The sequence below is a fragment of the Nocardioides sp. zg-DK7169 genome, from assembly GCF_013155365.1.
Taxonomy (GTDB): domain Bacteria; phylum Actinomycetota; class Actinomycetes; order Propionibacteriales; family Nocardioidaceae; genus Nocardioides.
The window spans coordinates 418,116-438,164 of the sequence record NZ_JABJRA010000002.1 but is presented as its reverse complement, the minus strand read 5'-3'; the positions used below and the strand labels follow the sequence as shown (position 1 = coordinate 438,164).

21 protein-coding genes are annotated in these 20,049 nt (G+C 70.6%); all 21 read right to left on the bottom strand.

All coding sequences use genetic code 11. The annotated features are described in order from the left end of the window. Positions 1 to 14: 14 nt before the first annotated feature. A complete protein-coding gene (locus HOQ23_RS04715; RefSeq protein WP_172212287.1) occupies positions 15 to 824 on the bottom strand; it encodes an enoyl-CoA hydratase/isomerase family protein in 810 nt (269 codons plus the stop codon). Next, positions 821 to 2,419, bottom strand: coding sequence for an AMP-binding protein (locus HOQ23_RS04710; protein WP_172212285.1), 1,599 nt, complete (start codon positions 2,417 to 2,419; stop codon positions 821 to 823). Before HOQ23_RS04710 ends, HOQ23_RS04715 begins: the two co-directional genes overlap by 4 nt. Beyond that, positions 2,416 to 2,946 carry a pyridoxamine 5'-phosphate oxidase family protein gene (locus HOQ23_RS04705; RefSeq protein ID WP_172212283.1) on the bottom strand — a complete coding sequence of 177 codons (531 nt, stop codon included), beginning with the start codon at positions 2,944 to 2,946 and terminating at the stop codon, positions 2,416 to 2,418. The genes HOQ23_RS04710 and HOQ23_RS04705 overlap by 4 nt, the downstream gene beginning before the upstream one ends. Then, positions 2,936 to 3,655 (bottom strand): ABC transporter ATP-binding protein, encoded by a 720-nt coding sequence (locus HOQ23_RS04700; protein ID WP_172212281.1) that lies wholly within the window; start codon positions 3,653 to 3,655, stop codon positions 2,936 to 2,938. The genes HOQ23_RS04705 and HOQ23_RS04700 overlap by 11 nt, the downstream gene beginning before the upstream one ends. After that, a complete protein-coding gene (locus HOQ23_RS04695) occupies positions 3,648 to 4,409 on the bottom strand; it encodes an ABC transporter ATP-binding protein (RefSeq protein ID WP_172212279.1) in 762 nt (253 codons plus the stop codon). The genes HOQ23_RS04700 and HOQ23_RS04695 overlap by 8 nt, the downstream gene beginning before the upstream one ends. Before the next feature lie 5 nt (positions 4,410 to 4,414). After that, complete coding sequence (locus tag HOQ23_RS04690; RefSeq protein ID WP_172212277.1) at positions 4,415 to 5,302, bottom strand: branched-chain amino acid ABC transporter permease; 888 nt, start codon at positions 5,300 to 5,302, stop codon at positions 4,415 to 4,417. Further along, complete coding sequence (locus HOQ23_RS04685) at positions 5,299 to 6,183, bottom strand: branched-chain amino acid ABC transporter permease (RefSeq protein ID WP_172212275.1); 885 nt, start codon at positions 6,181 to 6,183, stop codon at positions 5,299 to 5,301. Before HOQ23_RS04685 ends, HOQ23_RS04690 begins: the two co-directional genes overlap by 4 nt. Before the next feature lie 95 nt (positions 6,184 to 6,278). Further along, positions 6,279 to 7,388, bottom strand: coding sequence for an ABC transporter substrate-binding protein (locus tag HOQ23_RS04680; RefSeq protein WP_216653601.1), 1,110 nt, complete (start codon positions 7,386 to 7,388; stop codon positions 6,279 to 6,281). Positions 7,389 to 7,503: 115 nt separating this feature from the next. After that, positions 7,504 to 9,201: an FAD-dependent oxidoreductase gene (locus tag HOQ23_RS04675; RefSeq protein ID WP_172212271.1), complete on the bottom strand. Its 1,698-nt coding sequence runs from the start codon at positions 9,199 to 9,201 to the stop codon at positions 7,504 to 7,506. Between the two features lie 74 nt (positions 9,202 to 9,275). Continuing rightward, positions 9,276 to 9,809, bottom strand: coding sequence for a nuclear transport factor 2 family protein (locus HOQ23_RS04670; RefSeq protein WP_172212269.1), 534 nt, complete (start codon positions 9,807 to 9,809; stop codon positions 9,276 to 9,278). After that, on the bottom strand, positions 9,806 to 10,252 hold the full coding sequence (locus HOQ23_RS04665; RefSeq protein WP_172212267.1) for a thioesterase family protein: 447 nt from the start codon (positions 10,250 to 10,252) through the stop codon (positions 9,806 to 9,808). Before HOQ23_RS04665 ends, HOQ23_RS04670 begins: the two co-directional genes overlap by 4 nt. After that, positions 10,249 to 10,674 carry a MaoC family dehydratase gene (locus HOQ23_RS04660; RefSeq protein ID WP_172212265.1) on the bottom strand — a complete coding sequence of 142 codons (426 nt, stop codon included), beginning with the start codon at positions 10,672 to 10,674 and terminating at the stop codon, positions 10,249 to 10,251. Before HOQ23_RS04660 ends, HOQ23_RS04665 begins: the two co-directional genes overlap by 4 nt. Continuing rightward, positions 10,671 to 11,114, bottom strand: coding sequence for a hypothetical protein (locus tag HOQ23_RS04655; protein WP_172212263.1), 444 nt, complete (start codon positions 11,112 to 11,114; stop codon positions 10,671 to 10,673). The genes HOQ23_RS04660 and HOQ23_RS04655 overlap by 4 nt, the downstream gene beginning before the upstream one ends. Then, positions 11,107 to 12,660 (bottom strand): AMP-binding protein, encoded by a 1,554-nt coding sequence (locus HOQ23_RS04650; protein WP_172212261.1) that lies wholly within the window; start codon positions 12,658 to 12,660, stop codon positions 11,107 to 11,109. The genes HOQ23_RS04655 and HOQ23_RS04650 overlap by 8 nt, the downstream gene beginning before the upstream one ends. Positions 12,661 to 12,697: 37 nt before the next feature. After that, on the bottom strand, positions 12,698 to 13,102 hold the full coding sequence (locus tag HOQ23_RS04645; protein WP_172212259.1) for a nuclear transport factor 2 family protein: 405 nt from the start codon (positions 13,100 to 13,102) through the stop codon (positions 12,698 to 12,700). A gap of 157 nt (positions 13,103 to 13,259) precedes the next feature. After that, positions 13,260 to 14,147, bottom strand: a complete 888-nt coding sequence (locus tag HOQ23_RS04640; protein WP_172212257.1) for a mycofactocin-coupled SDR family oxidoreductase — start codon at positions 14,145 to 14,147, stop codon at positions 13,260 to 13,262. Then, positions 14,144 to 15,904: an NAD(P)/FAD-dependent oxidoreductase gene (locus HOQ23_RS04635; RefSeq protein WP_216653599.1), complete on the bottom strand. Its 1,761-nt coding sequence runs from the start codon at positions 15,902 to 15,904 to the stop codon at positions 14,144 to 14,146. The genes HOQ23_RS04640 and HOQ23_RS04635 overlap by 4 nt, the downstream gene beginning before the upstream one ends. A 153-nt stretch (positions 15,905 to 16,057) precedes the next feature. Continuing rightward, positions 16,058 to 17,692 carry an FAD-dependent oxidoreductase gene (locus HOQ23_RS04630; protein ID WP_172212253.1) on the bottom strand — a complete coding sequence of 545 codons (1,635 nt, stop codon included), beginning with the start codon at positions 17,690 to 17,692 and terminating at the stop codon, positions 16,058 to 16,060. After that, positions 17,689 to 18,270 carry a nuclear transport factor 2 family protein gene (locus HOQ23_RS04625; protein ID WP_216653598.1) on the bottom strand — a complete coding sequence of 194 codons (582 nt, stop codon included), beginning with the start codon at positions 18,268 to 18,270 and terminating at the stop codon, positions 17,689 to 17,691. The genes HOQ23_RS04630 and HOQ23_RS04625 overlap by 4 nt, the downstream gene beginning before the upstream one ends. A gap of 44 nt (positions 18,271 to 18,314) precedes the next feature. Continuing rightward, positions 18,315 to 18,788, bottom strand: a complete 474-nt coding sequence (locus HOQ23_RS04620) for a nuclear transport factor 2 family protein (protein ID WP_172212249.1) — start codon at positions 18,786 to 18,788, stop codon at positions 18,315 to 18,317. A 9-nt stretch (positions 18,789 to 18,797) separates the two neighbouring features. Next, the gene (locus HOQ23_RS04615; protein WP_172212247.1) at positions 18,798 to 19,958 is read right to left on the bottom strand and encodes an acyl-CoA dehydrogenase family protein; all 1,161 of its coding nucleotides are present in this window, start codon (positions 19,956 to 19,958) and stop codon (positions 18,798 to 18,800) included. Positions 19,959 to 20,049: the final 91 nt, after the last annotated feature.

Sequence of the window (20,049 nt, the reverse complement as noted above, 5' to 3'; positions counted from 1 at the left end):
CACGGACGCGGGCGTCAGCCGCGGCGGGCGCGGAACGCGTCGACCGCCTGCCGGTGCTCGGACGTGCCGAAGAGCAGCGCGATCGCCTCCACCGACTCGGGGTAACCGACCTCGGTCCCCCGGTTGAGGAACGCCTTGCCGACCTGGACGGCGAGGGCGGAGTGCCCCGCCATCTCCTGGGCGAGCTCGAGCGCGGCGGCGAGGAGCCGGTCGTCGGCGTGCACCTCCTGCACGATCCCGATCTCCAGCGCCTTGGCCGCGTCCACGGTCCGGCCGCTCAGGGCGAGGTAGCGGGTCCACGAGCGGCCGATCACGTCCGGGCCGCGGACGATGCCGTAGCCCGGCTGCAGCCCCACCGTCGCCTCCTTGAAGGAGAACTGCGCGGACTCCGCGGCGAACGCGACGTCGCAGGCCAAGGTGAGCTCGGCGCCTCCGCCGAACGCGATCCCGTTGACCGCCCCGATCACCGGGACCGAGCACTTCTCGACCGCGTGGAACGCCTGGTAGACCCGCATCAGGTGCGGCCGGACCAGCTGCACGTCGCCGTCGAGCGCGTGGAACATGTCGATGTCCCCGCCCGCGGAGAACGCCCGCCCCTCCCCCGTCAGCACGACGGCGCGGTGGGTGTCCTGGTCCTTGCCCACGCTCTGCATCAGCGTGGTGAGCTCGGCGAACCACTGCTGGTCCATCGCGTTCAGCTTCTCCGGCCGGGACATGGTCACCAGGAGCACGCCGGAGTCCAGCGAGTCCAGTCGGAACCGCTCATAGCCCTGGAGGTGGCTCGGCAGGGTGCTGGACGGCTCGCTGGGGCGGGACAGGGTCATGGGATCTCCCGGTCGTAGGTGTCCGGGGTGACGCCCTCGGCACGCAGCTTGTACTTCTCCACGCGCTGGCTCGGGGTGAGCGGCAGCGCGTCGACGGTGCGGATGAACCTCGGCACCGCGAAGGCGGTGAGCCGCCCCCGACAGTGCTCGACCAGGGAGGCCGGGGAGGGAGTGGTACCCGGAGCCGGGACCACCGCGACCATCACCTCCTCCTCGGAGAGGTCGGAGTCGACCCCGTACGCCGCGACCTGGGCCACGTCGGGATGGTCGGCAAGGACCCGTTCGACCTCCCAGGTCGAGATGTTCTCGCCACGACGCCGGACGGTGTCCTTCATCCGGTCCAGGAACGTCAGGTAGCCGTCGGCATCCAGGACGCCGCGGTCGCCGGTGTGGAACCACAGGTTGCGCCACGCCTCGACACTCGCTTCGGCGTTGTGGTCGTAGCCGTCGAACATCCAGCCGGGGTTCTTCGGCCGGGCCACGACCTCCCCGGGAGTGCCGGGCGGCACCGGTCGGTCCAGCTCGTCGACCACGGCGACCTGGTAGAGCGGGGACTCCTGCCCAGCGGTGCCGATCCGCCGCCGCTCGGGCGGCATCTCGCAGACGAGGGAGACCTCGGTGCTGCCGTAGATCTCGGTCAGGCGTAGGTCGAAGCGCTCCTCGAAGGCGGCAAAGATCTCCGCCGGGCAGGGCGCACCGAACGCGACCCGGACGGGGTTGTCCCGGTCGTCGGGACGGGCCGGCTGCTTGTGCAGGATGCTGACCATGGCCCCCTGGTAGTTGAATGCGGTGATCCCGTGCTCGCGGCAGATGTCCCAGAACCGCGAGGCGGTGAACCGGCGGTGCAGCAGCACCCGGGCGCCGGCCTCGAGACCGGCCATCACCGAGCAGTAGCGGGCGTTGGAGTGGTAGAGCGGGAAGACGCTGTAGAGGCGGTCCTCCGCGGTGTAGCCCATCAGCTCCACCGTGTGCCGGGCGAGGTTGACGTTGGCGCGGTGCGAGAGCCGCACGCCCTTCGGCGGCCCCGTGGTGCCGGAGGTGTAGAGGATGACCGCGGTCTGGTCGGGCTCGACGGGCGGCAGGGCCACGGCATCGGCGGCGAGCACCTCGGCGAACGGGGTGGTGCGCAGCCCCTCGGGCAACCCATCGAGGTGCTCCCCCTGCTCACCGGCCAGCAGCACGAGGTGCTCCACCGAGGACCCGGGAAGCGCCTCGGCGAGCAACGGCACCAGGTCGGGCGCGCAGATGACCACACGAGCCCGCGACTGGGCCAGGCAGTGGGCGACGACCACCGACCCTGACGCGGGGTTGAGCGGCACCTCGACCAGGCCGGCCCGGGCGATCCCGAACCACGCCTGCAGCGACGCGCCGCTCGCGGGAGTCAGCACGGCGACCCGGTCCCCGGGCGCGAGCCCGAGGGCCAGGAGCCCGGCGGCGACGCAGGATGCGTCCCGGTCGAGGCGTCGCGCGTCGAGCCGCTCGGACTCGACGAGGATCTCGGCGCCCTGCCTCGCGGGGTCGGCGGCCACCTCGGCCAGCCAGTCCCCGATGCTGGGCACCGTCGCGGTTGCGCGGTCCAGGCTCGCCGCGGTCATGACGCCGCCGCTCCGCCCCGGCCGTCGCCCGCGAGGCGGGTGGAGTCGTGCGAGGCGGTGACCCGGGTCGGCACCACCTCGATCACCACTCGGTTCGGGCTGTCCAGCAGCCTGACGAAGGCGTCGGGGTCGGCCGGCGCCAGCCTGGGGGCCAGCCTGCGCACCCGGCCCATCACCACCTCGCGGTCGCGGTGCACCACCGCCTCGCCGCGCAGCGCGACCATCCGGCGTCCGGGCAGGTCGGTGCCGGTGCTCGACACCACGACCGCGACCCTGGGGTCGGAGTCGACCCCGCGCACCTGGCGCCGCCCCTCGACGGTGGCGAACCAGAAGTGGCCCGCCTCGTCGACCTGGAAGCTCATCACGACCCCGGTCGGAAGCCCGTCCTGGAGGAAGGTGAGGACGCACTCGGTCTGCGCCTCCCACAGCTGCCGCTGTTCGGCGACCCCGAGCCGGGCGGCGGCGAGGTCCTCGATGTCTCTCTCCCCCGGCCGCCCACCCGGTGCCGATCGCGGGTCAGGCGTCATCCAGGGCCGCCTCGCCGAGCATCGCGTGCACGATCGCCTTGTTGCCCCTGGCCTCCGAGGCCGGGCCGGTCCACACCGTCTCGCCGCGGTTGACCACCACGACGTCGTCGGCGATCCGCAGCCCGGCGTCGGCGTTCTGCTCGACCATGAGGATGCCGATCCCGTCATCCGCCATCCGCCGCACGCTGCTGAGGACCTGCTCCACCATCGTGGGCGCGAGCCCCATCGAGGGCTCGTCCATCAGCATCATCCGGGGCTTGGACATCAGCGCCCGGCCGAAGGCGAGCATCTGCTGCTCACCACCGCTGAGCAGACCCGCCTGGGAGCTGCGCCGCTCACCGAGGATCGGGAACTGGGCGTAGACCTCCTCGATGCTCTTCTCGATGCCGCCGCGTGGCGCGACGTACGCACCGATCCGGAGGTTCTCCTCGACGGTGAGCGGGAAGAAGATCTTGCGCCCCTCCGGGACCAGCGTCATCCCCTTGCGGACGACCTTGTGCGCCGGGGTGCCCACCAGGGACTGCCCGTCGAGGGTCACGGTCCCGGACGCGGGCCTGTGGAAGCCGGCCACGGCCCGCAGGCTCGTGGTCTTGCCGGCCCCGTTGGCCCCGAGGACGAGGGTGATCCTCCCCGGCTGCGCCGCGAAGGAGACCCCGTGGACGGCCCGCACCGGGCCGTAGTTGACGTGCAGGTCGGTCACCTCAAGCATCGCGGCCGGCCCCCTTCCCCAAGTAGGCCTCCTGGACGTCCGGGTGACGCACGACCTCCTGCGGCGTTCCCTGGGCGATCAGCTTTCCGAAGTTCATCGCGAACAGGTAGTCGCAGGTGTCGACCATCATCTGCACGTCGTGCTCCACGATGAACTGGGTGATGCCCTCCTCGAGCAGCTGCTTCATCAGCACCCCGATCTCGGCCCGCTCGGCGCTGTTCATGCCGGCGGTCGGCTCGTCGAGCAGGAGCAGCCGTGGCCGGCCGATGATCGCGCGGGCGAACTCGACCCGGCGCTGCATGCCGTAGGAGAGCTCGTCGGGACGCAGCTGGGCGACCTCACGGACGCCCACGCGCTCCATCACCTCCTCGACCCGGGCCCCGGCCTCCTTGCGCTGCTGCTTGGGGAGGGTGTCCTGGCCGAGCAGGATGTTGTCGCGGACCGAACGGTCCTCGAGCAGCCGCACGGTCTGGAACGTGCGGGCGATCCCCATGTGGTGGACCGTCCGCGCCGGACGCCTGGTGTAGTCCTTGCCGTCGAGGACGAACCGGCCCCGGGTGAGCGGGGTCAGCCGGGTCATCGCCCCGAGCAGGGTGGACTTGCCGGAGCCGTTGGGGCCGAGGACCCCGTAGATCTGGCCCGGACGCATCTCCAGGGTGATCCCGTCGACGGCCTTGACGCCGCCGAAGTGCACCGCGACGTCTTGGACCTCGAGCAGCGCCGTCCTCCGGCGCACCGTGGTGGTGTCGGTCATCTGCCTCAGCTCGTCTCTTGCAGGGCGGCCGCGACGCGGGCCCGCTCTTCTCGGGTGCGGAACCGGTGCCAGGAGTCCTTCGCGACCCCGAGCACGCCGGTGGGCAGGTAGATCGCGGCCGCGGCGACGATGAAGCCGTAGGCGACCTTCTCCCACTCCTCGACGAACGAGAGGACCGTGGGCAGCCAGACGAAGATGACGGCGCCGATCAGGGCCCCGATCCAGGAGCGGGAGCCGCCGACGACGATCGCGGTCAGGGCCACGATGACGAGGTGGAAGTTGACCTCGGCCGGGGTGATGGTCGAACGGAGCAGGGTGGTCAGCGCGCCCGCCAGTCCACCGATCAGCCCAGAGACGAGGAACGACATCTGGCGGTAGCCGGCGATGTTGATGCCGAGCGCGTTGGCCAGCTCCGGGTCCTCGCGCACCGTGTCGATCCGCCGGCCCAGGCCCTTCATCTCGGTCCACTGCAGGAGCGCGACGACCGCGAGCACGACGAGCACGATGTGGGTCATGGTGATCTCGCCGAGCGCCCCGTAGAGCCCGCCGGCGCCGCCGGTGGCGTCACCACCGTTGACCGCGACCACGGAGACGATCAGCGTGAACGCGATCGTCGCCATGCCCATGTAGAGGCCACTGAGCTGCTGGACGACCAGGCCGAGCACGAAGACCGCCGCGCCGGCGGCCAGGGTCCCGGCCAGGACGGCCGGCCAGGTGGACCACTCGAGGTGGACCATCGCCATCGCGGCGCCGTAGCCGCCGACGCCGAAGGCGCCGACACCGGCGAAGGAGAAGACCCCGAAGCGCAGCGGCACCTGGATGCTGAGCGCGAGCAGCAGCGTGGTCAGTGTCGTCTGGATCAGGACGACGTTCATGTAGTACCAGTCGCTCATGTACGTCGCACCTCCTTGCGGCCGAGGAGCCCCTGCGGGCGTGCGAGCAGGATCAGGAAGATGAGCCCGAAGGAGACCGCGTCGACCCAGGTGCCCCAGTTCATCACCAGGACGAAGGTCTCGGCGCCGGCCAGCACGTAGGCGCCGATGACCGTGCCGAGCATCGAGCCGAGGCCACCGAGCACGATGATCGCGAACGCCTTGATGACCAGCTGGTCACCGGTCTCCGGGGCGATGGCCCCGAGGTGGAAGGTGAGCAGCGCGCCGGCGAGACCGGCGAGACCGCCGGCGACCGCCATCGTGGTGAAGGCCAGGAGCGGGCGGTTGACGCCCATCCCGGCGCTGGTCTCGGCGTCGACGCCGATGGCGCGCAGGGCCAGGCCCTGGCGCGACCTGCGGAGCCAGACGGTGAGGCCGACCCCGATCGCCAGTCCGGCGACGATGATGATCGCGGACGTGGTGGTGAGCCGGAGACCGAGGACCTCGAAGACCTCGGACTTGTAGCTGCTGTTGAACCCGAACGGGCTCGAGCGGGTCTCCCGCTGCGCGAGGGCGAGCGGGATCGCGGCGACCCCGATGCCGCCGATCAGGATCCGCATCTCGGCCGCGTGCTGGCTCTTGGACCGCTTGAGGATCGGCTGGAAGGCCAGCAGCTGGGTGAGCGAGGAGATCACCGCCCCGACGAGCACGGAGATGCCGATGACTCCCAGAAAGGGCAGCTCGGTCTCCTTGGAGACCATGTGGCCGATGAAGGCCGAGAACATGAAGGTGGCACCGTGGGCGAAGTTGAGGATGCCGATGGTCCCCCAGACCAGGGCCATCCCGAGGGCGAACAGCAGGTAGATCGAGCCCAGCGTCGCCGCGTTCAGCAGGTCTTGCACGTGGGTTCCTCTCGGTTTGTGCGGGCGAGCGGAGCGAGCCTCGCGGGGTGCGGCGCGCCGGTCGTGACTGCGGCCGCACCCCGGGACGGCCGCAGTCACTCGACGAGCGTCTCCTTGCCGTTCTGCCAGCGCACCAGGACGCCGTCGATCCGGGCATCGTTGCCGTCGAAGGCCAGGTCACCCATGGCGCCCGTGAAGCCGTCGCCCGCAATCTGCTCGAGACCCTTGCGGATGCCTTCACGCGAGGAGTCGCCGGAGGCCTCGATCGCACGGGCGATCCACCACACGGCGTCGTAGCCGTCTGCGGCGTACGGGTCGGGCTCCTTGCCGAACTTCTTCTGGAACGCCTTGGTGAACGCGTCGGACTCCTTGTCCTCCATCGCCACGGAGAACGGCACCGGGTAGACCAGTCCGTTGGCGTTGTCCCCGGCGGCCTCGATGTTGCCGGCCGCCTGCACCGACGTGGCCACGATCTGGCCGTCGTAGCCGGCGTCCTTGAGCTGACCCAGCGCGGTCACCGACTGCGGGGCGATGAGCAGCATGACCACTGCGTCGGCGCCCTCCTTGGCGATCTGCTGTGCCTGACCGGAGAAGTCCTGCGTGGTCATCTGGACCGCGAGCGACTGCACGATCTCGATGCCGCGCTCCTCGGCCATCGCCGGCACGTCGTCCTCGCCGAGCAGCGCGAAGGTCGGGAACGTGGCGTTGTAGAGGACGGAGGCGGTCTTGACGCCCTCCTCCTCCAAGAAGTCCATCACCGAGGCGTAGTAGGACTCCATCGGCGGGGTGACGCGGAAGGTGTAGTCGTTGACCACCACTCCCTCGCCGCCGGCCTGGGTGAAGACCGTCGGCACCTTGCTGCGACCCACCAGCGGGGCCACGGTGGCGGCCTGCTGGGTGGAGACCGGGCCGAGGACGGCGTCGACGTCCCGGTCGGCCATCGCCTTGTTCATCTCGCTCGAGGCGCGCTCGATCTCGCCGGCGGTGTCGTACTTCTCCAGCTCGATCTTCACGTCGTCGCCGAGGAATCCCTGCTCCTCGATCTCCTCGATCGCCAGCTCGGCACCCTCCGAGGCGCCCAGGCCCGCGTAGGCGACCGGCCCCGTCTGGTCCTGCACCTGCGCGATCTTGATGGTGTTGTCACCGCCGTCACCGGCGCTGTCGCCGCCGCTGCCGCAGGCAGCGGTGCCGAGCACCGTTGCCATGGCCACTCCGGCCACCAGGGTCTTGCGCCTCAGCGCTCCACTCCCCATCTCGTACCTCCAGCTGTTGTTGGGTGCCGGTCCCGTCGCCACGCGACGGACCGGTGTGTCAGGCGTGTCAGGCGACCGGATCGCCGGACAGCTCGTGACCGACCAGGTAGGCCAGCGTCAGTCCGCGCCCGAGCGCGATCCCCGAGTTGTAGGCGGTCCCGGTGGTGGTGAGTGCCGCCACCGAGCCCGCGGCATGGAGGCCGGGCACCGGCTTCCCGCCCTCGTCCAGGACGTGTCCGTCCCCGTCGATCCGGACACCCGAGGTGCCGATCCCCGTGCCGACGAAGCGGAGCCGGATGCCGTGGAACGGCGCCCGGATGATCGGTCCGAGGACAGGACTGGGCGCGTTGTCGGGGTCCCCGGCGAACTTGTTGACGTAGTCGACCGTTCCGCGACCCCAGTCGGGGTCCTCGCCCCGCTCGGCGAACTCGCTGAACCGCTCTGCGGTCCGGGCGAGCTGCTCGCCGTCGATGCCCAGCAGGTCGCCCAGCTCCTCGAGGGTGTCGGCCGACTGCACCCAGCCCTCGGGGTACTCCCCGCCGGGCGGCGTGGCGGCCAGGCCGTACTTGACCCGGTGCTGGTCGTCCCAGACCAGGAAGAACGGCAGGTGCTTGTCGTCCGGGTCGAGCGTGCGCCGGCAGATGTCGACCCAGTAGGAGTCGTTGCAGTAGCGGTTGCCGTGCCGGTCGACGATCATCGAGTGCGGCATCGCGTACTCCGGTCCGTAGCCGAAGCCGGTGCCGACCTGCGAGCGCCACCCGGGCAGGATCGGCGTGGCGTTGGCCGGGATCCTGGCGATCTGTGCGCCGACCTGGCGGGCCAGCCTGATCCCGTCGCCACGCAGGGACTCCGGGGCGACCGAGCCCCAGTCCTCCTCGGTGAGCCCGAGGATCTCGTGGACCAGCTCGGGGTCCCAGTCGTAGGTGCTGGTGGCCAGCACCACGGGGCCGCGAAGCTCGGCCGTGCCGTCGGGGGTGTCCGCCCGCACGCCGACGACGGCGCCGTCCTCGGTGAGCAGCTCGACGACCCGGTGCTCGGTGCGGATGTCGACCAGCTCGTGGGCGGCCGCCCGGGCCAGGAAGCCCGCGACCACGCCGGTGCCGTAGGTGAGCGGGTCGGACCCGGCGACCTTCTCGAACTCGGTGCCGTCGGAGAGGCCGAAGGCGGGGAGGCCCGCGTGGGACTGCTTGGTGGCCGACCGCTCCTCGCCGGACTCGTCGACGTACGTCGCCCGGCGCCCCTTCTCCAGCAGCTCGCGGTAGGTGCGACCCACCGGGAAGTAGGGGCTGTAGCGGAGCTTGTCGCGCCACTCGCCGAGCACGCTCCCGTCGACCACCTCGTTGGTGAGGTAGCGCCCCTGGGGCAGCGCGCCCTTGGCCTCGTTGTGGTAGTCGGCGAGGCCGGGGATCACCGTCCACCGGATCGCGGCGTGGTCCTCGAAGTACTGCATGGCCTGCGGCGACACGTCGATCCAGCGCAGCAGGGCCTGCTCGTCGAGGACCTCGGGCGCCAGGTGGGAGGCGACGTCGCGGATGTAGGTCTCGGTCAGCTCCTTGGAGTCACCGTCGATGCCCTCGCGGCGGGCCACGTGGTTGTCGCCGCACCAGACCTGGCCGCCGGAGTAGGCGGCGGCGCCGCCGACCAGCTCGGCCGCCTCCAGCACGATCGCCGGACGCCCGTTGAGGGCGCAGGTCAGCGCGGTGGAGAGGCCCGACAGGCCGGCTCCGACCACGAGCACGGGGGTCTGCTCTTCGATGTCCGACACGTCTTCACTCCTGACCTCGATTCGTGGTCTGCGTCACACGGTTGGGAGGAGTGAATATCATTATCAGGATTGTGTCAATATCCGTGCGCATCATTTGGTCGGACCTGGGACTCCCTCGGCTCCTCCCCCGGGAACCGCACCCGGTCCGGCTCCGGCAGGGTGGCGGCGTACTCGAGCGCTGAGGTGGCATAGAGGAAGCGAACGGCGCGCCGGGTGAACACCCAACGCCCGTCGAGGCGAGCGAACTCGTCCGCGTAGCGGTACGCCGCGACCAGCACGCCGCGACGCGTCACCAGCTCGGCATGCCCGCTCGAGGCGCCGGACGCAGCGTCCGGCCCGGTGAGCTGCACGACCGCCGCGTGCGGGGTGTGCAGCATCCGCCGGAACCCGGCCATCGAGGCGCCCAGCGTCTCCCCGATCTCCGCCCACCCGTGCGCCAGGTGCCCGTCGCGGTCGAAGACCGCGTCGGGGTGGAACATCGTGCGCAGCAGGTCGAGGTCGTGGTCGTCCACGGCGAGCGCGTAGCGCACCACCAGGTCGCGCAGCTGCTCGCGGTCGAGCAGGTTCTGCACCGAGGCACCGAGGTCCGGCGCCTGCGCCTTGCTCACACCTGGACCTCGAACCGCGGCTTCGGCAGCTCGCCCAGCGCCTTGAGCAACCGGTCGGGGATCGGCGCCTTGCTGAAGTCGTCGGCCTGCCGGACCGCGAAGGTCATCTGGCCCTTGGTGACCAGGTGATCGCCCCGGGTGAACTCGAAGCCCACGGCGTAGGAGGTCGTGCCGATCCTGTCGGCCACCGCCTGGCAGACGATCTCGTCGAACACCTCGACGGTGTCGACGTACCGGCAGCCCGAGCTCATCCCGACCGTGACCACCCCGAGGTCGTCGCCCATCTGGCCGCTGCGGATCCCCAGGGAGTAGAGCCAGGTCGAGTAGCAGCGCTCCATCCACCGGTAGTAGATGTCGAAGTAGGCGATGCCGACGGTGTCGGTGTCGCCGTAGGCGAGCTGGAACCCGAGGCGCCCCTCGGACGGTTCGTGCGTGAGCGTCATGCGGTCTCCTCCAGGAGCACGTCGGCGGTCCCGGAGAGCGCGACGGCACCGCCGACGACCTCCAGGCTGATCTCGCAGGTGGCCACCCGGCCGCGCTCGGTCTCCCGCACCTCGATGACCTGGCCCTGCGCACGCACCCGGTCACCGGCCAGGACGTTGCCCTGGAAGCGGACCCGGAACTCGAGCAGCCGGTCCCGGCCGCCGGCCCAACGGGCGAGCATCGTCTGCAGGTAGCCCATGTTGAGCGGGCCCTGGTTGACCGGCCGCTCGTCCATGCCGAGCGCGGCCAGCGCACGGGTGTCGAAGTGGATCGGATTGGGGTCGGCGAGCAGCGCCGTCATCACCTTCATCTTCTCCGGATCGACGTCCAGCTCGAGGGACGGGATCGTGGTGCCCGGACCAACGTCTGCTGCCGTGCTCATGCGGGCCTCCGCGGGAAGACGATCGAGTTGTAGCAACGGGCGACGTGCTCCCTGCCGTCCGCGCCGGCCAGGTGCAGGTCGAGCTCGTAGCCGACGACGTCCATCGTCCCAGCCCGCTTCCCGACCTTGCGTACGACCGACACCACCCGGCCGGAGACCTGGTAGGTCACCCCGGCCTCCAGCGGGCGGTGCAGGGTGGTGTGGTGCTCGCCGAACATCGGGCCGTCCTCCGCGGTCGCGTCGAACCACGCGAACAGGTCGTCCCAGGACAGCCCCGACCCAGCGACACCGGCCATCCAGGCGAGCACCGGGTGCGGCACCTCGTCCCACGGGTCGTCGAACAGGACGTCCGCGGTCAGCCAGACCCGCCAGGGAGCGAGGGTGTACTCGCCCCCGGGGAACTCGCGGCCGACCCGGTCCTCGTAGCCAGCGTCAGACATTCCGCTCCTGGTCCTCCCAGAACGGCTTGCGCAGCTCACGCTTGAGGATCTTCCCGGTCGGCGCCTTGGGCAGCTCGACCACGAAGTCGACCGATCGCGGCTTCTGGTAGCTGGCCAGGTGCTTCCTGGCCTGCTCGATGATCTCCTGCTCGCTGGCCTCCATGCCCGGCTTGAGCACGACGAAGCCCTTGACGGTCTCGCCCCACTCCTCGTCGGGCACACCGATGACAGCGCACTCCAGGACGGCCGGATGGGTGGCGATGGCCTCCTCGACCTGCACGGAGTAGATGTTCTCTCCGCCGGAGATGATCATGTCCTTGGCCCGGTCGACGATGAAGACGTAGCTGTCCTCGTCCCACGTGGCCACGTCGCCCGTCCACATCCACCCGTCCCGCAAGGTCTGCGCGGTCAGGTCCGACCGGTTGAGGTAGCCGACCATGTTGGCCGGGCTCTTCACGACGATCTGGCCGGGGGTGCGTCCGTCCTTGGGGACGTCGCGCCCGTCGAGGTCGACCACCCGGACGCTGGTCACGAATCCCTCACGCCCGCACGACTTGAGCCGCTCGGGGTGGATGCCGTTGACGGCGTCGAGGTGGTCCTCCTGGGAGAGGAAGGTCATCGTGGTGCCCTCGGTCTGCCCGTAGCCCTGGATCAGCGTGCACGGGAAGGAGTCGAGCGCCTGGCGCACGATGTTGGACGGCATCGGACCGCCGCCGTACTGGATGTTGCGCAGGCTGGAGAGGTCATACTGGGCGAAGCCGGGCTCGGCCATCATCCAGTTGAGCATCGTGGTGACACCGAGGAACGCCGAGACCTTCTCGTTCTCGATCAGGTCGAGGGCGAGCTTGGGAGCGAAGTTCATCAGCACGAGCGGGCAGCCGTGCTTCAGGTAGTTCATCGCCAGCACGATCGGGATGTGGTACATCTGCCCGGTCAGCATGTAGACGTCCGTCGAGACGATCCGCTCGGCCACCGTCTGGTTGAGCATGCCGGCCGCAGCGCTTCGATGGGTGTGCAGCGCGCCCTTCGAGTCACCCGTCGTGCCGCCGGTGTAGAGCAGGAAGAACGGGTCGTCCTCCGACACGTGGGCACTCTGCACGGGCTCCAGGTCGGACGACCCGGCGATCAGCTCGTCCAGGCTGCCGTCCGACCCGGGGCCGAAGGAAAGAGCGGCGACCAGGTCGACCTCGCGCTCCACCTCCTTGGCCACGTCGGAGAACTCACCCTGGGTGATGAGGATCCTCGGGCCGGCGTCCTTGACCACCTGGACCAGCGCCGGTGTGGCGAGCCGCCAGTTGAGCGGCTGGGTCACCAGGCCGACCCGACCGGCCGCGAAGTAGAGCGCCTGGAACTCCACGCAGTTGCGCGACAGCATGGCGACCTTGTCGCCCTTGGTCAGGCCGAGAGCAAGCAGCCCGTTGGCCATCCGCCGGACCAGCTCGTCGAAGTCACGCCAGGTGACCCGCCGCTCGTCGGCCGCGTCGAAGATCGCCTGTCCGTTGGGCGTCAGGCGCGCCCACTTGGCGGGGATGAGTCCTTGGTTCATGTGCGTGGTCCTCGGGGATGGGGTCGGCTGGACGGACTCAGTAGGCCTTGTCGAGGTCGAGGTGGAGGACCCGGAAGCGCAAGGACCCGCCCTCCTCGACGATCTCGGAGGAGTAGACGCCGGCGGAGAGCAGCTTGATCTCGCCGTTCTCGGTGCCCATCAGGGTGAGGTAGTGCTTGGTCCGGGTGACCCCGTCCTCGGTGCCCTCGACGATCAGGTTGCTGTTGACGTGGCGACGCTGGTCCTTCTGCGAGGAGAGCGAGTCGCCCATCAGCTTCATGATCGCGTCACGGGGACCGAAGGAGATCTTGTCGCCGCCCGCGATCACCATCGAGAAGGTCGCGTCCTCGGTGAAGACCGACTCGAGCGTCGCGAGGTCTGCGGTGTCGTAGGCGAGGGAGTAACGGTTGGCGAGGTCTTCGACGGCGGTGCGGTCGGACATGGGGTTCTCCTCGGCTCGGGGACATGGCGACAGGCGCCATATTGCTGAGAACTATATATATGGTTTGCATCACGTCAAGGGCAATGGCCCGGCCCGGCCACGTCCAGGACGCGCCGTGCCGGGCCGTCGCCCGTCCTGCCCCTTGACGGGGCTCGGCTCACTGCACGGACGCGCCCCCGTCGACCGGGATCTGCCCGCCGGACACGTAGTACGACTCGGGTCCGGCGAGCCACGCCACCGCGTTCGAGACGTGCTCGGGCTCGATCCAGGCCTTGCCCATCGGGTTCAGCCCGGCGAAGGCCGCCTCGGCGTCCTCCGCCCTCGGCTCGTCGAGGTCGGGCCGGAACAACCGGTAGGTGCGGGAGTTCTTCACCATGTCGGTGTCGATCGAGTTGGGGTGGATCGTGTTCACCCGGATCCCGTGCGGGCCCAGCTCGTTGGCCAGGACCTTCATCAGCCCGACGATGGCGTGCTTGGTGGTGGTGTACGCCGCCACGTTGGCCAACCCCTTGAACCCCGCCAGCGAGGCGATGATGATCACCGAGCCGCCGTCGCCCGCCGCCAGCAGGTGCGGCGCCGCCGCCTTGTAGGTGTGCCACACCCCGGTCACGTTGACGTCCATCAGCTCGCGCCACGCGTCGGCGCTCACCTCATGGGTCGCCTCACCGAAGGTGAAGATGCCGGCGTTGGCGACCACGATGCTGACGTTGCCGAGCTCCTCCACCCCTGCGTCGACCGCAGCGGTCAGCGCGTCGATGTCGCGGACGTCCACCCGCGCGGCGTGGATCCGGCCTCCCGCCGCCCGGACCTGGCGCACGGTCTCCTCGAGGTCCTCGGGCGTGGCCAGGTCGTAGAACCCTTCCAGACTCCCGATGTGCTCGCAGAGGTCCACGGCGATGATCGCGGCGCCGTCGCGAGCCAGTCGCAGCGCGTGGCTGCGCCCCTGGCCGCGGGCCGCGCCGGTGATCAGCGCGACCTTCCCCGCAAGCGGACCGGTTCCCCCTGCGGACACCGAGGGCTCCGGGCTGGTGGTCGTGTCGCTCATGCCGTCCCGCCTTCCGAGAGTGTGCGGGGCTCGAGCAGCCCCTCTTCCATCGCCTTGAGCTGGAGCGCGAGGAACTTGCCGTAGAAGCGCGCCATCGCGAGATTGCCGCCCATGAACCACAGGCCGTCGTGGCCGGACTGGCGCCACACGCCCTGGAGCTCGCCCTCCTCGTCCAGCCCCCACACGGGACCGCACCGGTCGGCGACGTCGTCGCCGAGGAGCCGGCGGGCGGTCTGGAGCATCCCCTGGTAGCCGGTCGCGAAGACGACGACGTCCGCGTCGAGCGTGCTGCCGTCCTCCAGCTCCAGGCCGGTGGGAGTGAAGCGACCCACCCCGGTCCCGGAGCGGACCGCGATCCGGCCCTCCGCGATCAGCTCGGAGCAGCCGACGTTGATGTAGTAGCCGCCGCCACGCTGCAGGAAGAGCTGCAGCGCACCGGTGCCGTTGATGCCCGAGGAGGTCTGGAAGCCGACCCTCGCCAGGCCCTCCAGCATCTCCTTGTCGTGCTCGGCCATCGCGGCGGTCGTCGCCTGGTGCATCTCCGGAGCGCAGCTGAAGGGGAACGAGGCACCGAGCAGGTCCGCGACGTCGGTCGGCGGCCCGGACTCGTCGTACATCCCGGCCATGGCCAGCCCGGAACCGGCGACGCTCACCACGTAGGTGGGCGAGCGCTGGACCATGGTGACCGCAGCGCCCTTCTCGAAGAGCTCCTGGGCCAGGTCGTGGCCGCTGTTGCAGCTGCCGACCACCACGGCCCTCTTCCCGGCGAAGTCCGCGCCGCGGGGGAAGTCCTTGGAGTGGACCGCCAGGCCGGCGAACTCCTCGGCCCCAGGCAGGGCCGGCATGTTCGGCTCGGTGCCGCTGACCCCGGTGGCCAGCACCAGGTGCCGAGGGCGGACGGTGCGAGTGCTCCCGTCCGCGCGGCGCAGCGTGACCCTCCAGCCCCGCTCGCCCTCGTGCGCGCTCTCGACCAGCTCGGTGCCGGTCCAGACGTTGAGCTCCATGGTCCGGGCGTAGGACTCCAGCCAGTCGGCCAGCTTGTCCTTCGGCGTGTAGACCGGCCAGCTCGGCGGGAACGGAAGGTAGGGCAGGTGGTCGTACCAGACCGGGTCGTGCAGCACCAGCGAGTCGTAGCGGTTGCGCCAGCCATCGCCGATCCGCGGGTTGCGGTCGACCACCAGCGTCGGCACCCCGAGGCAGCCCAGCCTCGCCGCCAGCCCGAGCCCGCCATGGCCGGCCCCGACGACCAGCACGGCGGGCTCGCCGTCCTCGAACTCCTCCTGCCGCCTGCGCGCCTCCGACCAGCTGCGGGCCGTCCTGTCGGCGCCCTGCGCGCCACCCATCGGGCGGCGCACGCCGGTCAGCTCCTCGTGGTCGACGAGCGCGTCCATCGCGGTCAGCAGCGTCCACGCCTTCCATACCCCGTCCCGCTCGACCAGGCGCAGCACTCCCCGCCCACGGGCGACGGGGGTGGAGAGCTCGAACATCGCCTGCACCCACGGCTCCCGGCCGGCCTCGACCAGGGTCGCGGGGCCGGCGAGCGCGAGCGAGACCTCACCCACCCGCGGTCCGTCGGAGATCCGCTCGGCCAGCGCGGCGTGCCCGTGCGCGGTCCGCAGGTCCCAGGTGAGGGCCAGCAGGTCGCGCCACCAGGCGTCGTCGTGGAACAGCTCACCGCTCGCGTCGACCGCGCCCTCGCGCAGGGCGCCCTGAAGCCGGCCGAGCCAGCCACCCGCCAGCGCGTCCAGGTCGGGCAACACCCTCTCGTCCGCCATCGTCATCGGCCCGGCTCCAATCACTGATATCGGTAATCATGATTTGGGGAGTGTTCCACGTCACATCCGGCCGGACAAGGCCCTGCCGCAGGTTCGCCCGGCCCATGGGGGCACGGACGTGCCTGCCGAGAGGTGTCAGGCCGAGGCGACCGCCTTGCCGCAGCGGTAGCCGAAGACCATCGCCGGGCCGAGGGTCCCGCCGGCGCCGCCGTAGACCATCCCGGTGGGGGCGGCCATCGCGTTGCCCACGGCGTAGAGGCCGGGGATCGGGTCCCCGTCCACGTCGAGGACCTCGCAGTCGGGGGTGGTCAGCGGGCCGCCCTTGGTGCCCAGGGAGCTGGCGTGCACGGACGCCGCGTAGAACGGGGCGCGGTCCAGCGGGCCGAGGGTGGCGGCGGTCCCCGGGTAGTGGCGGCGGTCGCCGCACCACCCGTCGTACGCCGAGCTCCCGCGGCCATGGTCGTCGTCCCGGCCCTGCGCGCAGAGCTCGTTCCACCGCCGGACCGTGGCGGTCAGCTCGCCCACCGGGACCCCGATCGCCTCGGCCAGCTCGGCCACGGTGTCCGCGCGGGTCATCCAACCGGGCATCTCGGCACCGGCGGGCACGCCGTAGCCGCCGTACATCTCGACGTAGCCCTGGTCGAAGACCACCCACGCGGGCTGGTTCTCGTACTCGAACCGGGTCGGGTGGAAGACGTGGAACGCCGCGCCGAGCGCGTTGTAGTTGGCCGCCTCGTTGGTGAACCTGCGACCATCCGCGTTGACCATGATCGTCCGCGGCAGGGTCCGCTCGCGCTGGAGCAGCTGCACGCCGTGGTTGGCGTACTGCTCCCCCTCGACGCCTGGGAGCGTCACCACCGGCGCCCACCAGGCCTCGCGCATCACGCCCAGCTGGGCACCCACCCGCATCGCCATCCGCAGACCGTCGCCGGTGTTGGACGGAGCTCCGGGCGGGCTCTGCACCGGTCCACGCAGGAAGGCGCGGACGAGATCGGGGTCGCGCTCGAAGCCACCGGTGGCCAGCACGACGCCCCGGCGGGCCAGTACCTGTCGGCCGTCAGCGAGCTCGACGCCGACGACCCTGCCGTCCTCGGTGAGCAGCCGGACGGCCCCACATCCGGCGCGGACCACCACTTGGTGGTCGAGCAACCCCTTGAGCAGGGCGCCGAGCATGCCCCGGCCCAGGCCCTCGAGGGCCTCCTCGGTCCGCCTGGCCTCCTCCTCCGGGTCGAGGAAGCCGGTGCCGCCGCCGACCGGGGTCTCCCCGACATACATGGAGCGGCGAGACCCGAGGAACCGGTCGGCCCACTCCCCCAGCTCGTGGAAGGAGAAGAGCTCGGGCTCCGCGGAGCGACCACCGCCGGGCTTCCCACCCGGGTGCTCGGGGTGGTAGTCGGGATAACCCTCGACCAGCCGCATCCGCAGCGGGGTGCGCTCCTCGACCCAGTCCAGCATGTCCTTGACGGTGTCGACGAAGGCGTCGGCCATCTCCGGCCGGACCAACCCGTGGGAGAGCGCCGCCAAGTACTCCCGACCCTCGTCGGGCGAGTCCTCGACGCCGTGCTCGGCCTGGTAGCGGTTGGCCGGCAGCCAGGCCACGCCGCTGGAGAGCGCGGTCGTGCCGCCGAGCACGTCGGCCTTCTCCAGCAGGGCGACCGACGCGCCGTGGTCCGCGGCGCTCAGCGCCGAGACCATGCCGGCGCACCCGCTGCCCAGGACGACGACGTCGACGACGTCCTCGCTCCCCGCGCTCGCCACACGGGCCGTCATGACGCGCCCTCCTGCGCGCCCCGACCCCCGGCGTAGAACGCGCGGAGCCAGTCCAGGTCGTGCCCGTGCAGCACCGACGGCCAGTCGGCAGGGCGGGCGTCGCCGTAGACGAGGCTGCGGTCGTCGGTCTTCATCGCCTCGACGTACTCGCTGACCGGCAGGTAGTACATGTAGCCCATCACCCGCTCGGCGATCCGCCAGCCGTCCCCGGTGCGCCGGTAGATGTCGTGGTAGCGCAGCGCCACCCACATCACCTCGCCCTCGCGGACCACCTCGGCGTGCCCGCTGACCAGGCCCCGCGCCACGTCCGGGTCGGAGTCGTCGAAGCGGGTCAGCGCGGAGTGGATGAAGTGGTGGGTGGCGCCCAGTGCGTCATACCTGGCCCGGTACGTCCTGGCGATCGCCTCCACGCCGTCGGCACTGAGGACGCCGTCTGCGGATCCCAGGTGCGCGTCCGGGGTGAACAGGCTGTCCAACCCGTCCAGGTCGCGCTCGTCCATCACGAACCCGTAGAGGTGCGCGAGGTCCTGGATGGCCAGCTTGTCCTCGATCCGGCGCAGCCGGTCCTCGGTGCTCATCGCCATCGGCATTCTTCTCCTCCATGCGAACGAACCTGCGGGGATCAGTCCGGGAGCGGACCGAAGGAGCTGTGGTCGCGGGGCAGCAGGGACTCCTCGGGCACGAGCGCGACCCGCGCGACCCGGATCCTCTTGGCCGCCAGCCGCCACTCACCGCCGACCTCGACGATGTCGTTGCGGTACCTGCCCCAGATCTGCCGGGCGCCGCCGGCCTCGTGGGTGGTGATCACCCAGAAGGTCGCGTCCACCTGGTAACGCTCCCCACCGAGGGGCGTGACCAGGAGGTTGGTGACCATGTGCTGGGCGACGTCGACGTCGGAGGCGGCGAAGGCCCGGTAGAGGTCCTTGAACGCCTCACGTCCGCGGGCGTCGCCCTGGGCCCGAGACAGCTCGATGTCGTCGGTGGCCAACTCCCCCAGGGCCTCGACGTCCTTGGCGTCGACCAGGGCCTGGTAGCGGTACATCAGGTTGGCCGCGGCGGACTCGACCTCGAGCCGCCGGAGGAGCGCAGTCTCCACGTCCACCCCTCAGTAGCTGCGCGGCAGGCCGAGCACGTGCTCGGCGACGTAGTTGAGGACCATCTCCTGGCTGATCGGCGCGATCCTGTTGAGCCGGGACTCTCGGAAGTAGCGCTCGACGTGGTACTCCCGGGCGTAGCCGTAGCCCCCGTGCACGTTGATCGCGACGTCGGCGGCGTTGAAGCCCGCCTCGCTGGCGAGGAACTTCGCCTCGTTGGCCTCGCGGCCGCAGGGGATGTCGTTGTCGACCATCCAGGCGGCCTTGTCGCAGATGGCGGTGGCCGCGTCGAGGCGGATCCGCGCGTCGGCGAGCTGGCCGGCGATCAGCTGGTTCTTGCCGATCGGGCGGCCGAAGACGACTCTCTCGTTGGCGTAGGCGACCGCCCGACGCAGGGCGGCCTCCCCCAGGCCGAGCGCGGCGTTGGCGGAGATCACCCGCTCGGCGTTCAACCCACCGAGGATGACCTTGAACCCCTCGCCGACCTCGCCGATGACGTCCTCGTCGGCGACGAAGAGGTCGTCGATGAAGAGCTCGTTGGTGTCGACCGCATTGCGTCCCAGCTTGGGGATCTCGCGGATGGTCACCGTCTCGGGGTCGAGGGTGGCGAACATGAGGGTCAGGCCGCGGTGCGCCTTGCCCTCGCGCGGGGAGGTGCGGACGAGCAGGAACATCCGCTCGGCCTCCTGGGCCTTGGTGATCCACACCTTCTTGCCCGACACCAGCCAGCCGCCGTCGACCTTGCGGGCCGAGGTCTGGAGGTTGAGCGTGTCGGTGCCGGCGTCCGGCTCGGTGACGGCGAAGGAGACGTGCAGGTCGCCCGCGGCGGCGCGAGGAAGGAACCGCCGCTTGAGTTCCTCGCTGCCATGCCGGATCAGCGGCTCGAACCCGAAGATGCCGATGTGGACGGCGGAGCAGCCCGCCATCCCGGCCCCCGAGGCCGAGATCTCGCGCTCGACGATGGCCGCCTCGGTGACCCCGAGCCCGCCGCCGCCGTACTCCTCCGGGATGCTCAGGCCGAGCCAGCCGGCATCCGCCACCGCCTGGTAGAAGTCCCAGGGGAACTCGTGCTTCTCGTCCTTCTCCATCCAGTAGTCGTCGCCGAACTTCGAGCACATGGCTCGCACGGCGTCTCGGATGGCCTCGTGGGTCTCGTCCACGGCGAAGTCCATGCTTCCTCCTGCGCTCGGGTGCCCTGCGACACCAAGATTCGTGATCACTATTATCACGTAGTGTCGTGGAGTGTCACCCCTCGTCCCCCGC